The following is a 14,748-nucleotide window of genomic DNA, read 5'->3' as shown; positions in this document are numbered from 1 at the left end:
TCCATCAGGAGAAGCGCTTTTTAATATCCGTCGATGACATTTGAAAAGGGTGTCAGCGGAATCCATCGGGATAACAGAAAACCCGACACCACTGTGACAGATACGATCAGCAAAAATATCAAATCAGAACGACTCCATCCGATCTGATAGTAAAAAGTCCGTTCACTATTCATAGAGAACCGTTTGGCCTCCATGGCGACCGCCGTTCTCTGAGCGCGGCGGATAGACTGTACGAGCATACCCAGACTGTAGCGTTTGAACTGCTCATAGAAAGCCCCGAATCCTTTTTTTCGTGTCAATCCGCGTACTTTCATCGCCTGGCGAATGTGCACTAATTCCTCGGCCATGATTGGAAGCATACGGAACGCTGCCAGGCAGCCGTAGGCGTAACGTACAGGTATCTTCAGCTGCTGCATCAGAGAGTAGAAAAAGGGAACCGGCGGGGTTGTGGACGCGAACAGCATGCTGATCAACCCGAAAACAAAAGTTCTCAGTCCAAGCAGGATGCCGCGCGCCAGGCTCTCCTCGGATATCTGAATCAGATACCAATGAAAAAGGATATGTGTCCCTTTTCCATACAGAATCATGGCAGAGGCGCTGAAAAAAGAAACAATAAAAGTGGTCAGAAAAAACCAGAAAGAGATCTTATTTGAGATTCCCGCTGCCCATGTATAAAGAAACGTAAAAGCAACTGCTGCCCAGATTATCGTGTTCAGATTATGAACGAACAGGTAAACAATAAACAGGAGCGCGAAGCATAAAAATTTCAGTGAGGGATTAACTTTGAAAAAAAGTTTATCTGTGTTCTTCCACAAGTTGTCCATCAGGCTCTCCCTCCCTGCCTGAATTTTGATCCGCGACCCGTGAATCACCGATCAGCCTGCCCTGCTTAATCGTAAGGACTCGGGTTGCGAAACGGCGGACAATCTCCATTTCATGGGTCACCATGATGACTGCGGTCCCGTTCTCTACGAGCTTTCTGAACAGATCCAGAAGTGAAAAAGTGTTCCGAGCATCCTGCCCGAAAGTCGGTTCATCGAGAATGACCGCTTCAGGTTGATCAATCAGAGAGGAGGCAACACTAAGCCTTCTCTTCTGTCCTACAGAAAGCTGGAATGGATTCTGGTCGCGCTGAGCCTCCAGAGAATATCTGACGAGTTCCTGCTCTACACGACTGGCAATTTGATCATGAGCCATTTTCTCCTGAACAAGGCTGAATGCCAGTTCTTCTTCGACACGGTCCGTGACAAACTGATATTCCGGATTTTGGAAGACAAAGGCTGCATCTTTTTCGGGATGCTTCAGAAACCAGTGACACGAACCACGGTGGCGGATCAGATTCATGATGCCTTCAATCATGGTGCTTTTTCCAGCCCCGTTTTCCCCAATGATCGCGATCCATTCCCCCTCACGGATGGTCAGATCCGGCACGGAAAATTTAACTGTTTTGTCGCGAAAAACGGAGAAGTTCTTAAGTTTGAGGATCGGTTTCCCTGCCGTTTTTGCCATTGAATCCCCGGAGTATCTATTTTCATAAGAAGCCCAAGCGTCCGGATGCCAAATTCCGTAAGCATCCAATTCACGCCGGTGATGCCGGATGATATCTGACGTTGGGCCGTCCGCGATGATGTGCCCTTTATTGTCAAAAAGGACGACCCGATCCACTAAATTCATGATATGGCTGATTTTATGTTCGACGATAATCAGTGTCCGGTTCATTCCAATCTTCCGGACGGTCTGCCAAAGTTGCTCGGTGCCTTCCGGATCAAGCAGCGCGGTCGGCTCATCTAGGAAAAGAACTTCCGGTTCTAGCGCGAGAACGCCAGCGATCGCGAGGCGCTGCTTCATACCACCGGAAAGTGAATGGATCAACTGGTGTGGATCAGCTAAATCAAGTCCGACCATTGTCAGATACTTTTGAATTAGCTCCGGCATTTTTGTCGTACTGATTTTCCTATTTTCAAGCACAAAAGCGATTTCTTCATCCACGTAGGGCATACAGAACTGAGTATCGGGATCCTGAAAAATATAACCCCAGCTCTCCGGAATAGAAATCGCCTCCGCTTTCATCGGAAGCCGGACACTTTTCGGAATCAGACCCGACAAAACCTGGAGCAATGTAGACTTTCCGCATCCTGAAGGTCCGAGAAAGAGAATTTTCTCACCCTTATGATAGTGGAAATTTAAATCCTTAAAGAACATCTCCTGCTTTTCGGGAAAAGCAAGCCGTAAACTTGATACACCCCAAGCCTCAACTTCATTTGTTGAGGACATCGTAGTCTTCCTTTGTCACCGGACGGACCAGCTGCGTGACTCCTGTTTTCTCCAGTGCTTTGACCAGAAGAAATGGAAGTACTCCTGAAAGGATCAGGGCGCCGATAAACCGAAAAATGATATTCAGCGTGATAACCCAACCTGGCATTTGATAAAAGGCGTTTAATGGGAAATCAAGGATCAGCGATCCGGCTGAAGCTGTCAATCCCGACAGCATCGCTGTCCCTATGTTAAATCGTTTGTAAAGGAATACCGCAAAAATCAATTCAGAAAAAGCACCCTGAATCAGTCCGTAGTACAGATTGACAATACCACCGGATCCGCCAAACAGAACTTCCGCCAGAGCGGCAGCTGTTTCTGCCAGAAAAGCGACACCAGGCTTCCGGATCAGTAGCGCTGTGAATGGTCCGGCAATAAACCAGATCCCGTAAATCAGTGCGTCCAGCTGAATGCCGAACGACTGAAGCAGATCATAAACAGGTCCCATCAGTCTGAAAATCAGGCCGAAAACCAATGATACGACAATGGTGACCAGAATATCAGTAAGATTTAAAACATAGTTTTTCTTTGTTTCCAAGTGATTCTCCCCCAATTTGTTTGTGTCCACTGGGCCGCATGCGGAGGCATGAGCATAAGAAAAAATGGCACAAATAAACCGCTTTCCTGTATGGAACAAGAAAGCGGTTGACTTGACTGTCTGACAACTCGAAAACCACTTTCCTACGCTGGTATTATCCAGATCAGGTCTAAGGGTCAGAGCCGTAGCTCCTCTCAGCCAAAAGCACCCCTAGTGGACTTACAACTATTCTTTTTACATTTTTAATTTACTACATCTGCGGTTATTGTTCAAGGAAGAGACCTTTAAATCAAACGGATAATTTTTCAAGGAAGGATCATCCTAACAGCAAAATCAATCTAAAAAGGAGTCATGAGATGCCACATTCGACAACTGCGCGGGTCGCATTATTGATTATTATTGCCTTTTTTTCTGTATATTTAAAGTCTGTACCGGCAGGCGCCCAGCTTCCCTCACCCCGCCAGGTGGTCGAAGCGCATCGCATTGCGGATCGCGTGGAATTGGTACGCACTTCAGATATGATCGTTGTTGCCCATATTGGGACTTACAGTGAAAAATGGCCGACGATGAAAAGGATTTCTGCTCGTCAGAGGCTTGTCAATGCCAGGCAAAGGCTCTCTGTGCGACGTGTCTTGAAGGGCAGCTCCTCTCCTCCACTCTATCTTCTGACTACCGGTGTCGACCCGCTCCCCAAACCTGGTGACCCATTAAACAGTCTCTATACCGGTCCTCTTGCGGACGGGGATTTCTTGCTGTTTCTTAAAGCATTTTCCGAGAAACCCTATTATACGCTCAATGGCGGGTTCAGCGCCGTTTATCCTCTTATAGATGGGAAAACAATAGCACTTGAAGAAGGATTCACCGAATTTGGCGGAAAAACGGAGGCTGAAATCGCGGCACTGATCTCCCGCTGAATCCTGATTCGGGCAAAATGGCCTGTCTCTCTTTTTTTGGAATAAAAAAGAGAGACAGGCCATATCATTTGATAGATAAGTGACAGGAGGAAAAAAACATGGAAAAATACATTGCCCTGAATTTGAAAAAGAAACGCGCCACTCTATCTGAACGGTTCAGAAACTTTGCGGGTAAAATGGAACATCTCTCACCTGAGGCCTGCTTTGAAATGCTGACAGTCATCATGTACCGGATGATCTTGTTTTTGGGAATCCCCTATTTTATTTACGTCCTCTTCTCATTTATCAGGATGACAGCCGGCTGATTTATTGCTGGCGATGTTCTCTTTCAACTGTTCAAGCACATTATCCAGGACATAATCGATCGCTTTAATGGTTTCGATAAACCGGCGTCTCCGCGTATCCTTCTGAAAGGCGGTCACAATAACAATTGAAAGATTCTCACAGGTATCTTTAATCTGAATCGGATATACGTAGTTCGGCTTTTGGCTCATTACCCAGTCTGTTACAAGCGGCTTCCATTCATCAATCAGCACCTGATAGCGGTCCGCAAAAGGCTTGACTTTATTTTGAAAATCTACCTGATAGCCTTCTGATCGTGTATGATTCATGTATTGGTCATAGGCCTTCATGTTCCCGTCTTTAAGTTCGTGGGTCAGGTGTTCGAGCCTGGCCATCTGATTTTCCATTGCTGTTCACCTCAGGCACCAAAATATGGATTGCGTGTTAAGTGTAGCATGGAATAGTGATCACAGCTAATTTTATGGGCGTTGAAGTAGATCTCAGACTGGGAAAACCGCCTTCTTTTTCCATGCAGATATCCTGCCGGCTTTCCATTCGGCGTTTTGGTTTCCGGCTTTTGGTTTTTTCAGCCTCCATATCGCCTGCTCGACGATCATCAGTTGTTTTGCTGAAGCCAGCATCGGAATCCGGCACTCGGAGCAGTGAAAATCAATTTGGTCTTCTACTCTACGTGTCACTTTATTCTCGAGTTGGTCAATTTCGAGGAACATGAGATCCATTTTATCGTTCACTTCTCTGATCGAAAGGCCGCCATAATCCGGAGTTTGCATTGTCTGTCCCTTCCTCTTTAGTGGTTTAAATAATTCTTCTCCTTCCAGTTCAAGATCCCCTTCATGTCTGACAAAAACAGTGCCTGGGGGACAAAACTAGTCGTGAGGGGACAATTTGTGTATCGCTTAGCCTATAATGCCTCTTCCAGCCGCATCCGTAACCGATGAATTTATATATTACCTGTAAACCGGTGATTTTGGTATACTGGAGAATAGCAATGGCTTTTCCTATGAAAGGAGTACGGGAAACGTGACACTCTTTTACCCTAATGGACAGCCATATAGAGATACAGGTATCCGGAAGGAAAGCATGCTGCAGTCGGCGGTCGATTACGGCCATCGGGGGATGACACTCGAAGAAGATCTCAATGTGACGAATTCCTATTATATTCAGACGGATCAGGCGGTCATTTATAAGAAACCTACACCTGTCCAAATCGTCCATGTGGATTACCCGAAACGCAGTGCTGCCAAAATTACCGAAGCTTATTTCAGAAAAGCGTCGACGACGGATTATAATGGAGTCTACAGAGGTAAATATATTGACTTCGAGGCAAAGGAAACGACGCATGAGAATTATATTCCTCTGAAAAATTTCCACCGTCATCAGGTGGAACATATGGATCGGATCCGGCGGCACGGAGGAATTGGATTTATTATCGTTAAATTTACGAAATCCGATGAAGTTTTTTTGCTGGATGCCGTCTATCTGTCCGAATGCTGGTCGAGGTCACTTGAAAGCGGCGGGAGAAAGTCAATTCCGAAGCAGTTGTTTCAGGATAAAGGCCACCTGATTCCACAGAAATACTTACCACGCATCGATTATCTTTGCGTTGTAAATGATGTATACTTTTAAGCTAGTCATATTTCATGGAAGGTTACGAATAATTTACGTTGTATCTACCGATGCAATCCATGGACTGGTTTTTCAGAAAGGTAGGATTTTAGCATGGTCGAATATCACTCCAGAATGGAAAGACGCCGGGCGACCGAACTCGAGAACCAGGGGGTTAAGGGCGGCGCTCATACAAAGAAGAAATCTTCCGGAGGCGGAAAGAAAAAGCGCGGATGGTTTAAACGCATTCTGATCATCTTCTTTTTGTTGGTTCTATTTTTTATTCTTGCAGGAGCCGTAACAGTATTCGCAATTATCAGGAATGCTCCTCCTCTGAACGAGAATGCGCTCCGCAATCCGGTTTCGTCTGTTATCTATGATGAAAATAATCATCTGGCAACTTCTGTTGATCCGGGGCAGCACAGGTCTTACACAAGTATTAATGACATTCCAATGGTTGTTCAGGATGCCTACATATCAACTGAAGACGTCCGTTTTTACCAGCACTTCGGGATTGACCCGTATCGTATTCTAGGCGCCGGAGTGGCACAATTCACGAGAGGTTACAAATCGGAAGGTGCCAGTACAATCACGCAGCAGGTTGTCCGCAATGCGATGCTGACACAGAATAAAACGTTTACCCGAAAAATCCAGGAAATGTATCTGGCCATTCAGCTTGAAAAAAAATATACAAAAAAACAGATTCTTGAGATGTATCTGAACCAGATCTATCTTGGCGGGGGACCGGTCTATGGTGTGGCAGCTGCCTCAGAAAAATACTTTGGAACGAACATCAAGAACGTCACCCTTCCCCAGGCAGCGATGCTGGCAGCGATGACGCGCAACCCAGGTTACTATGATCCTATTCTGCACCCCACGGAGGCGAAAGCGAGGCGCGACCTCGTTCTCGACCTGATGGTACAGAATAAAGCAATTACGCCTGCACAGGCGGCTCAGGCTAAAGCCGTAAGTATGAAAGAGATGACTAAGGGTCACAAAAACCTTCCGGTGAGCAACCGGAAATACGGTGCGTTCGTGGACTATGTTCGAAGAACCATCCTGGCTGATAAGAGTCTTGGCATTACGGACAAGGATTTTAGCTCGGGCGGGTTGAAAATTTATACAACACTTGATCCGGCGATCCAGCAAAAGACGCAGAATATCCTGAACAACAAGAAAAATTTTCCGACAGTCCAGAAGAACTTTCAGGCGGGTGTCTCAGTCATTGACACTCAGACAGGTGCCATCCGTGCGTTGGGCGGCGGCAGGGATTATTATTACAGTGATTTTAACTGGGCAGACCGCTCCTCGCGAAGCATTGGATCAACGGCAAAGCCGATTGTTGATTACGGGCCGGCCATTGAATATTTAAAGTGGCCGACGGATTATACGGTCGACGACAAGAAGGGAACAACTTATACCAACGGACCGACAGTCAATGACTGGGATGGAAGGTTCCTGGGGAAAATGACGATGCGGAAAGCTCTTTATCTTTCCCGTAACGTTCCGGCTGTCAAAACCCTTCAGACGATCAATCAGCAGACAGGCTCTACAAATGATGTCCTTTCTTTTGCCGGACAGCTTGGTTTCCATTGGCCGACGACCGGACCCAATGCTTTTAATGAAACATATGCGATCGGGTCTTTCGGTTCATCACCGCTTCAGATGGCCGGAGCTTATGCCGCCTTCGGCAACAATGGTGTTTATAATCAGCCTTATGCGATCAGAAAGATTGTTAAGCCGGACGGTGAAGTCATCAATTTCGATCATACCCGTCATATTGCGATGCATGATTATACGGCTTATATGATCACAAATATGCTGGAAGATGTTATGACAAAAGGAACAGGTATACACGCCGATATACCTGGCGTGGCACTTGCCGGAAAAACAGGAACTCAGAACATCGATTCCAAATATGCACAGCAATATCATATTTCGCAATCCGGTGTCAACTATGGTGCGACGGATTCCTGGTTTGTCGGTTATACCAGCCGACTGACAACTTCGGTCTGGACAGGTTATACCAATGTCGGTTTAAGCTTGAAAAACAGTAAATTGTATGGTTCCTATCTTGCTCCGAATGAGCAGGGCTATGCTTCATTAATCTTTAGAGACATAATGAGCGGTTTTATGCCTGGTGCTCCTGATTTTATCAGACCGGATTCAGTGGTCAGTCTGAGCGGCGGTGAACTGGGTGTGAGAAATTCAACAGTCAGCAATCATTTTTCAGCGACGAGCAGTTCCAGTTCATCCAGCAGCTCGACGCCCGCTTCCAGCAGTAGCTCCAGTTCATCAAGTAGCTCGGCACCTGTTTCCAGCAGTAGCTCCAGTTCATCAAGTAGCTCGGCGCCTGCTTCCGTCGGTAGCAGCAGTCCTAGTACGTCATCATCGTCTGGATTACCACCAGCAAGTGGTTCGGCTCCGATTACTTCGGCACCTCCGGCTGCGGCACCGTAAAAACCGTAACGGATAGAGAGCACTTCAATACAATAAAAAATACCGGTTCTGCAATATTTGCAGAACCGGTATTTTTTATTGCCTCTGTTTACGGTAAACTGAGAGTTTCTTCTTGAGTTCATCCTGAAGTTCATTTAATTGAATAAACGAAAGATAACGGTCAGGTTGATCTATAATGTAACCGAGCCGCTCCTTGAGGTTCAGCGGAGCGTATGCGAAGGACTGAAGGCCTGTGATCAATTGATCCGGAGAAAGCGAACGCACCGGCTGGCCGGATACCCAGAACATCTGATCAATGAATTCAGCCAGTGACAGGATCATTGGTGTTCGCGCTTCATTTGCTGAACGCCTGTGGAAAGTATCGCGAATGGCCGGTCGTCTTTTCTCCCATGAGGCTCTCAGGTAATCCGTTTCAGTTTCCCATGGCCATGGTGCACACGACGATGGATCAATGTGGTACATAATGTCGTAATAGAAAGGATACTGGGTTACCTCCGAAGAAGGACCCTGTTTTATGAGAGAAGCCTCTTCCCCATAAAAGGGAGGAAAACAGAAGGATTCGGGAACCTGGATACATGCTACATTATTTTCCAACAGGCACACCTTCACCCTTCATTCTCTTCTTCCCTTCCCGGCACAGATCAAGCAACGGACATTCCGGGCAATTCGGATTCTGTGCTTTGCAGTGGTAGCGTCCAAAAAAAATCAGACGGTGATGGGTTTCGGACCACTTATTCCTGGGCACACGTTTTGTCAGTGTCTTTTCCACTTCAAGGACACTGTCCTTCCAGCGGCAAATGCCCAGCCTTTTTGTGACACGTTCGACATGTGTGTCGACGGCGAGCGCCGGTTCCCCGAATGCCACTGAAGCGATCACATTTGCCGTTTTTCTGCCAATTCCCGGAAGCTTGACAAGCTCATCACGAGTTTCCGGCAGTCTGCCTCCATAATCGTCGATCAGGCATTGGCACATTTGCCTGATATGTTTGGCTTTATTACGATAGAGCCCGATGGAGCGAATGTCCTTCTGAAGCTCTTCCTCAGATACGGCCAAGTAATCCTCGGGTTCATGATACTTTTCGAATAGTGCTGGCGTTACCCGATTGACAAGGGCGTCCGTGCACTGGGCAGAAAGCATCACGGCAATGGCCAGTTCAAAAGGGTTTCTATGGTTCAGTTCACAGTGCGCATTCGGGAACATGTCTGCAATGGTAGCCATGACATCATCAATTTGTTTCTGATTTAGTATTTCAGACAACTCCCCTCAGTTCTGGTCCAGCCAGTCATAGGAAGGTTTTTTCGGCGCCTGATCACTGTCACCGGCTCGCGCGGTTCGCTTTGACGGCTGACGGTGACGAATCTTATCTCCGTGTTCCTTTGCCTGATCAAGAGTTTTAATTCCACTTTTCTTCCATTCAAATAAGATTCGGTCAATATATCGGAAATTAAGTTTTCCCGAGACGACAGCTTCCCGCAGAGCGGCTTTAACCAGACTCGGAGAATGATGATCCTCATCTGTCCACATCGCGAGCGTTTCGCACTCTATAGGTGACAGAGGCCTTCCGAACTCATTCTCAAATAAAGTATACAATGCGTCTTCAGTTTCACTTTGAGCGGCGGACGTTTCATTTCTGAAGGCAAACCGAATCAATTTTTCCCAAAGCGGCTGAAGCGAGTAGCTTTCAGAATATATATCATTGTCCGTTTTCTGTACAATCGAAAGGAATCCATGCTGGACAAGGCTGCGCAACATATCCGCGCAGGCAGTTTCATCGAGTGTCATGCGGTTAGAAAGATTATCAAATGTGGGGAAATGATCACCCCTGATAATAAACGAATGAATCTCAATCAGGAGCATGCACTCCTGTTCGTTAAGGCCGATAGCGTGATAATTTTCGATCAATAGTGACGGAATGCTGATGTTTCCGTCAGTCATCAGTTTCAGAATAAACTTTGTATCCATGGTCCGACACCTCTTCGTTATTATAACATGACTTCGGACTATAAAAGTTTAAAGAGCCATTAATGATTAAAAAAAGGAACAAGTGTTCCAAGATATAGAGATACAAAAAGCCGGGACTCACCCGACTCGCTGCAGAAAATCATTAACGCTGGTTTCATTGGGATCACAAAATCACGGATAGATGCGGTTCAGAAGTCTTGGGAACGGAATCGCTTCACGAATGTGCTCCAGTCCGCAAATCCACGCAATCGCTCTTTCAAGGCCAAGCCCAAATCCAGAATGCGGGACGGATCCATATCGGCGCAGCTCCAAATACCACTCATAGGACGGATCAGTCAGATGATACTGTTCATAGCGTTCTTTCATCAGATCCAGATCATCGATTCTCTGACTTCCGCCAATAATTTCCCCGTATCCTTCCGGGGCGAGAAGATCGGCGCATAGGACGACTTCCTCTCTTCCAGGAACGGGTTTCATATAAAATGCTTTTACTTTTGTCGGGTATTCTGTCACAAATACAGGTACATCGAAATGCTCGGCAATGGCCGTCTCATGCGGAGACCCGAAATCGTCGCCCCATTCGATATCATCAAAACCCTGTTCCTTTAAAAATTCAATTGCCTGATCATAGCTGATTCTCGGGAAAGGTGCTTTAATTTTCTCCAGTCTGGATGTGTCCCTGCCAATCGCCTTAAGCTCGGATCCGCAGTTTTCCAGTACTCGCTGGACAAGATAGGAAATATAGTTCTCCTGAATTTTAAGACTCTCTTCATGATCGCAGAAAGCCATCTCCGGTTCAATCATCCAAAACTCGATCAGATGGCGCCTTGTCTTAGATTTTTCCGCCCGAAAAGCCGGACCAAACGAGAATACTTTGCCAAAGGCCATGGCAGCTGCTTCCATATAAAGCTGCCCGCTCTGTGAGAGATAGGCATCGCGGTCAAAATATTTTGTGTGAAAAAGATCAGTGGTTCCTTCAGCAGAACTGCCGGTCAGTATCGGAGGATCTACTTTGATGAAATCATGGTCATTAAAAAAGTCATAAGTCGCTTTGATCACTTCATTACGAATTCTGAGGATCGCGTGCTGGCGACTGGATCTGAGCCAGAGGTGACGGTGATCCATCAGAAATTCCACCCCATGCTCTTTTGGTGTGATCGGATAGTCATGAGCCAGTTGGATAGTTTCTACAGAAGAAACAGTAAGCTCATAGCCTGATGGGGCGCGTTTATCCTCCCTGACCGTTCCGGTGACATAGAGAGAACTTTCCTGCGTCAGTTCCTTTGCTTCCTCCCAGTCTTTCTCATTGACTTCGTTTTTCAGGACAACGCCCTGGATAAATCCCGTTCCATCGCGCAGTTCCAAAAACTGAATCTTTCCACTTGACCGCTTATTTGCCAGCCATGCGCCAATGGTTACTTCGCCACCGACGTGCTTGCTCACTTCCGAAATTGTTGCTTTCATGCTTCAATGACCCCCTGATTCTGAACGTAAAGCTACTTAATTTGTATGTTTTTTAATAAAATGCTCAATTCGGTCGAGTGCACCCTCAAATTTTTCCAATGAAGTCGCGTAGGACAGCCGAATGTGTTCCGGCGCGCCGAAGCCCGCTCCCGGAACGACAGCCACCTTTTCTTCATCGAGAAGCGCTGCGACCCACGCGGAAACATCACTGAATCCGCAGGCATCGCTTGCTCTCTGAATGTTCGGGAAGAGGTAAAAGGCACCCTGAGGCTTGACACAGCTGACACCGGGAAGAGTCACAAGACGGGTGTAGACTGTATTCAGCCTTTTTTCAAAAGCCTCCCGCATCTCTTCAACACTTTCCTGCGGGCCATTGTACGCTGCTATCGCAGCATACTGAGAGACGGATGCCGGATTGGACGTGCTGTGGCTAGCGACATTGGTCATCGCCTGAATCAGCCTTGCATTTCCGGCCGCATACCCGATCCGCCAACCAGTCATAGCGTGTGATTTTGAAACACCGTTTATAATAATTGTCTGTTCTTTTACTTCATCTGACAGCTGGGCGATCGAGAAAAATGAATGACCGTTATAAATCAATTTTTCATAAATTTCATCTGAAATGATCAGAATATCATGCTTCAGGCAGAAGTCAGCAATCGGAACAAGGTCTTCTTTTTTATAAATCATCCCCGTCGGATTGCTGGGTGAGTTAAGGATCAGCGCTTTTGTTCTAGAAGTCGCAGCTTTTTCCAGATCGGCGGCTGTAATTTTAAACTGCTGCTCTTGAGTTGTTGCAATGGACACGGGCACGCCCCCGGCCAGCTTCACCTGTTCCGGATAGCTGACCCAATAAGGAGCCGGTATGATGACTTCATCGCCGGGATTAAGAAGTGCCTGGAAGAGCAAGTAAAGAACATGTTTTGCTCCATTTCCAACGATAATTTCCGAAGGTGTGTAATCAAAACCTTGGTCACGTTTCAGCTTGGCAATAATCGCCTGTTTTAGTTCGGGTAGTCCGGCAGTCGGAGTATATTTTGTATGGCCAGCCTTAACGGCTTTCAGGGCTGCTTCAATAATAAAGTCAGGTGTGTTGAAATCGGGCTGCCCGGCTCCGAGTCCGATCACGTCGAAGCCCTGAGCCGCCAGCTCACCGGCCTTCGCAGTAATCGCTAATGTACTCGAAGGCGTGATTGTTGACACTCGTTCTGCTAACTGCATCATTATTCCCCCTTTGAATGAATCACTGAAATAAATTTCTCAACCTTGGATTTAGATATTGAGGATCCGCTGAGCTTCCTTCCCATTGTCAAAATAAAAAGAGACATAATTGTAATTGTTTTGTTTATTGGTAAAAGTGATTTCCCAGACCGGATTGTTCTGAATGGCTCCCAGACGAACCGAAATAATCTTGTTCACATCAAGATTGAGTCCGGCGAGTTTCTGGAGCGCCTGACTGCCCGTAATCCCGTTTTTAACAGCACGGACAATATATTTTGCTTTATTAGGTCGGTCAGGCACCCATATGTACATCTGAATGCCATTTCTGACGCCTTTAACCACTTCATAAGACTCTGTCCCGGAATAAGAAGCCACTGTATCCACTTTCTGAATCTGATAATGCTGTCTCGCTTTCGCGGCAGCTGCCTGGGCAGCGCGGTTGCTTAAATCCATATTGCTCTTGTACAGATACCAGGATCCGAAGCCGGCCAACACGAGCACGGTAAGAACGCCCGCGATAATCCAATTTTTCAAGTGATCACCCTAAAACTCATTTTTATGTACATGCAGGGTGGCGAGGCGAACTCTCTGATACCCGCGCTTCCCACATATTCCGAGCAAACTAATCGTAAACATAAAGGCCAATAAAAGCAAGGCCGAATCTATTGAATTACAGAACGGTAAAAGGTTTTTCACCATTTAACAGCTTTACGATGTGATTCCGGTCATCAAGCAGCGCAACTCTGGGCACGAGATTCGCCCGCTCTTCATCATCCATCAGCGCGTAAGCCATGATAATCACGACATCGCCTTTTTGTGCTAACCGTGCCGCGGCACCATTCAGGCAAATGACACCGGACTCGGCTGGTCCCGGAATGATGTACGTTTCTAGCCTTGCACCGTTGTTATTATTGACGATCTGCACTTTTTCATAGGGCAGCAGATCAACCGATTTTAGAATAGCTTCATCAATCGTAATACTGCCGACGTAGTTTAAATTGGCATCCGTCACAGTGGCACGGTGGATTTTACACCTCAGAAAAGGTCTTAGCATGACTCATCCGCCTCCGATACAGTGGTGAACAGTTCAGTGTCTGAAGTGATGTTGTCAATCAGTCGGGCGTTTTGATATCTGACCGCACAGGCTATGATGAAACGTCCGCTCAGCAAAGTACCTGATCTTCTAAGATCGGGATAATTCAGCACATCGACATAATCAATTTTCCCAAGTGTCAGATGTTTCGCATAATAGGCTTTGACAGTAGCAATAAGCTGATCGAAGCGTGTTTCGCCCAGCTTTGCTCCTCTCAGGCCGGCTTGAAGGCCTTTAAAAAGTTCAGGCGCCTCTTTTCTTTCTTCAACGGAGAGACGGACATTCCGTGAGCTTTTCGCGAGTCCGTCGGCTTCTCTGACAATCGGGCAGGCGACCAGTTTTACTGGGAAGTGAAAGGATCGAACAAGGCTTGTAACAATGGCTACCTGCTGGGCATCCTTCATTCCGAAATAGGCAGTATCCGGCTTGACAATGTTAAATAATTTTATCAACACGGTCGCCACGCCGTCAAAATGGCCAGGTCTGCTTTTGCCGCAGAGCACATCGGTTTTTGAATGAACTTTAACCGTAATATCCGACCCATTCGGATAAATTGCTGATTCTTCGGGAATAAATAGAGCGTCAACTCCCGCGCTTTCAGCGAGGCCGGCATCCCTTTCAATATTTTTCGGATAGTTGATGTAGTCGTCCCTCTCACCAAATTGTGTTGGATTGACAAAAACGCTGGCAATGACACAATCCGAATTTTCCCTTGCCTTCTTAAAAAGCGATAAATGCCCTTCGTGAAGGGAACCCATCGTCGGCACATAACCGACTGTTTTTCCTTCTTGCTTTTGCTCCACCACGTACCGGGTCATTTCCGCTGGAGATGAAATGCGTTTTATCCCCTTGGCCGTCATCTTATCCATTTGTG

17 protein-coding genes and 1 riboswitch are annotated in these 14,748 nt (G+C 46.7%); of the genes, 4 read left to right on the top strand and 13 right to left on the bottom strand.

The window, feature by feature from the left end; all coding sequences use genetic code 11:
* Positions 1 to 20 precede the first annotated feature (20 nt).
* Genes E4665_RS13470 through E4665_RS13460 form a run of 3 tightly spaced genes read right to left on the bottom strand, consistent with a single transcriptional unit; the run spans position 21 to position 2,851 of the window.
* Complete coding sequence (locus tag E4665_RS13470) at positions 21 to 824, bottom strand: energy-coupling factor transporter transmembrane component T family protein (protein WP_135349317.1); 804 nt, start codon at positions 822 to 824, stop codon at positions 21 to 23.
* Positions 796 to 2,274, bottom strand: a complete 1,479-nt coding sequence (locus E4665_RS13465) for an ABC transporter ATP-binding protein (RefSeq protein ID WP_135349316.1) — start codon at positions 2,272 to 2,274, stop codon at positions 796 to 798. The genes E4665_RS13470 and E4665_RS13465 overlap by 29 nt, the downstream gene beginning before the upstream one ends.
* Positions 2,258 to 2,851 carry an ECF transporter S component gene (locus E4665_RS13460; RefSeq protein ID WP_135349315.1) on the bottom strand — a complete coding sequence of 198 codons (594 nt, stop codon included), beginning with the start codon at positions 2,849 to 2,851 and terminating at the stop codon, positions 2,258 to 2,260. The genes E4665_RS13465 and E4665_RS13460 overlap by 17 nt, the downstream gene beginning before the upstream one ends.
* A gap of 123 nt (positions 2,852 to 2,974) precedes the next feature.
* Positions 2,975 to 3,073, bottom strand: a riboswitch (TPP riboswitch).
* Between the two features lie 134 nt (positions 3,074 to 3,207).
* Here E4665_RS13460 and E4665_RS13455 point away from each other — a divergent pair.
* Together E4665_RS13455 and E4665_RS13450 are read left to right on the top strand one after the other, a co-directional pair.
* Complete coding sequence (locus E4665_RS13455) at positions 3,208 to 3,765, top strand: hypothetical protein (RefSeq protein ID WP_135349314.1); 558 nt, start codon at positions 3,208 to 3,210, stop codon at positions 3,763 to 3,765.
* A gap of 98 nt (positions 3,766 to 3,863) precedes the next feature.
* Positions 3,864 to 4,070, top strand: a complete 207-nt coding sequence (locus E4665_RS13450; protein WP_135349313.1) for a hypothetical protein — start codon at positions 3,864 to 3,866, stop codon at positions 4,068 to 4,070.
* Here the strand turns inward: E4665_RS13450 and E4665_RS13445 are convergent.
* Together E4665_RS13445 and E4665_RS13440 are read right to left on the bottom strand one after the other, a co-directional pair.
* A complete protein-coding gene (locus tag E4665_RS13445; RefSeq protein WP_135349312.1) occupies positions 4,044 to 4,454 on the bottom strand; it encodes a YppE family protein in 411 nt (136 codons plus the stop codon). The two genes, E4665_RS13450 and E4665_RS13445, sit on opposite strands and share 27 nt — an antisense overlap.
* A 93-nt stretch (positions 4,455 to 4,547) precedes the next feature.
* Positions 4,548 to 4,838, bottom strand: a complete 291-nt coding sequence (locus E4665_RS13440) for a hypothetical protein (RefSeq protein WP_135349311.1) — start codon at positions 4,836 to 4,838, stop codon at positions 4,548 to 4,550.
* Between the two features lie 250 nt (positions 4,839 to 5,088).
* On the opposite strand from E4665_RS13440, the gene recU reads away from it, so the two are divergent.
* Complete coding sequence (gene recU / locus E4665_RS13435; protein ID WP_135349310.1) at positions 5,089 to 5,694, top strand: Holliday junction resolvase RecU; 606 nt, start codon at positions 5,089 to 5,091, stop codon at positions 5,692 to 5,694.
* A 93-nt stretch (positions 5,695 to 5,787) separates the two neighbouring features.
* Positions 5,788 to 8,133: a transglycosylase domain-containing protein gene (locus E4665_RS13430; protein ID WP_135349309.1), complete on the top strand. Its 2,346-nt coding sequence runs from the start codon at positions 5,788 to 5,790 to the stop codon at positions 8,131 to 8,133.
* A 75-nt stretch (positions 8,134 to 8,208) separates the two neighbouring features.
* Here E4665_RS13430 and E4665_RS13425 read toward each other — a convergent pair whose 3' ends face one another.
* The 8 genes from E4665_RS13425 to panC form a co-directional block, all read right to left on the bottom strand.
* Positions 8,209 to 8,727 carry a YpoC family protein gene (locus tag E4665_RS13425; RefSeq protein ID WP_135349308.1) on the bottom strand — a complete coding sequence of 173 codons (519 nt, stop codon included), beginning with the start codon at positions 8,725 to 8,727 and terminating at the stop codon, positions 8,209 to 8,211.
* On the bottom strand, positions 8,717 to 9,382 hold the full coding sequence (gene nth, locus E4665_RS13420; protein ID WP_135349341.1) for an endonuclease III: 666 nt from the start codon (positions 9,380 to 9,382) through the stop codon (positions 8,717 to 8,719). Before nth ends, E4665_RS13425 begins: the two co-directional genes overlap by 11 nt.
* A gap of 15 nt (positions 9,383 to 9,397) precedes the next feature.
* Positions 9,398 to 10,096, bottom strand: a complete 699-nt coding sequence (locus E4665_RS13415; protein ID WP_135349307.1) for a DnaD domain-containing protein — start codon at positions 10,094 to 10,096, stop codon at positions 9,398 to 9,400.
* Positions 10,097 to 10,267: 171 nt separating this feature from the next.
* Positions 10,268 to 11,560 (bottom strand): asparagine--tRNA ligase, encoded by a 1,293-nt coding sequence (asnS, locus tag E4665_RS13410; RefSeq protein WP_135349306.1) that lies wholly within the window; start codon positions 11,558 to 11,560, stop codon positions 10,268 to 10,270.
* Positions 11,561 to 11,596: 36 nt separating this feature from the next.
* Entirely contained in the window at positions 11,597 to 12,781 is a 1,185-nt protein-coding gene (locus E4665_RS13405; RefSeq protein ID WP_135349305.1) for a pyridoxal phosphate-dependent aminotransferase, read from the bottom strand.
* A gap of 51 nt (positions 12,782 to 12,832) precedes the next feature.
* A complete protein-coding gene (locus tag E4665_RS13400; RefSeq protein WP_135349304.1) occupies positions 12,833 to 13,315 on the bottom strand; it encodes a cell wall elongation regulator TseB-like domain-containing protein in 483 nt (160 codons plus the stop codon).
* A 136-nt stretch (positions 13,316 to 13,451) separates the two neighbouring features.
* Positions 13,452 to 13,835, bottom strand: coding sequence for an aspartate 1-decarboxylase (gene panD, locus E4665_RS13395; protein ID WP_135349303.1), 384 nt, complete (start codon positions 13,833 to 13,835; stop codon positions 13,452 to 13,454).
* Complete coding sequence (gene panC / locus E4665_RS13390; protein ID WP_422067263.1) at positions 13,829 to 14,743, bottom strand: pantoate--beta-alanine ligase; 915 nt, start codon at positions 14,741 to 14,743, stop codon at positions 13,829 to 13,831. Before panC ends, panD begins: the two co-directional genes overlap by 7 nt.
* Positions 14,744 to 14,748: the final 5 nt, after the last annotated feature.

Origin of the sequence: Sporolactobacillus shoreae (genome assembly GCF_004684935.1) — a bacterium.
Lineage (GTDB): Bacteria > Bacillota > Bacilli > Bacillales > Sporolactobacillaceae > Sporolactobacillus > Sporolactobacillus shoreae.
This window is presented reverse-complemented; position numbering and strand designations above follow the sequence as displayed.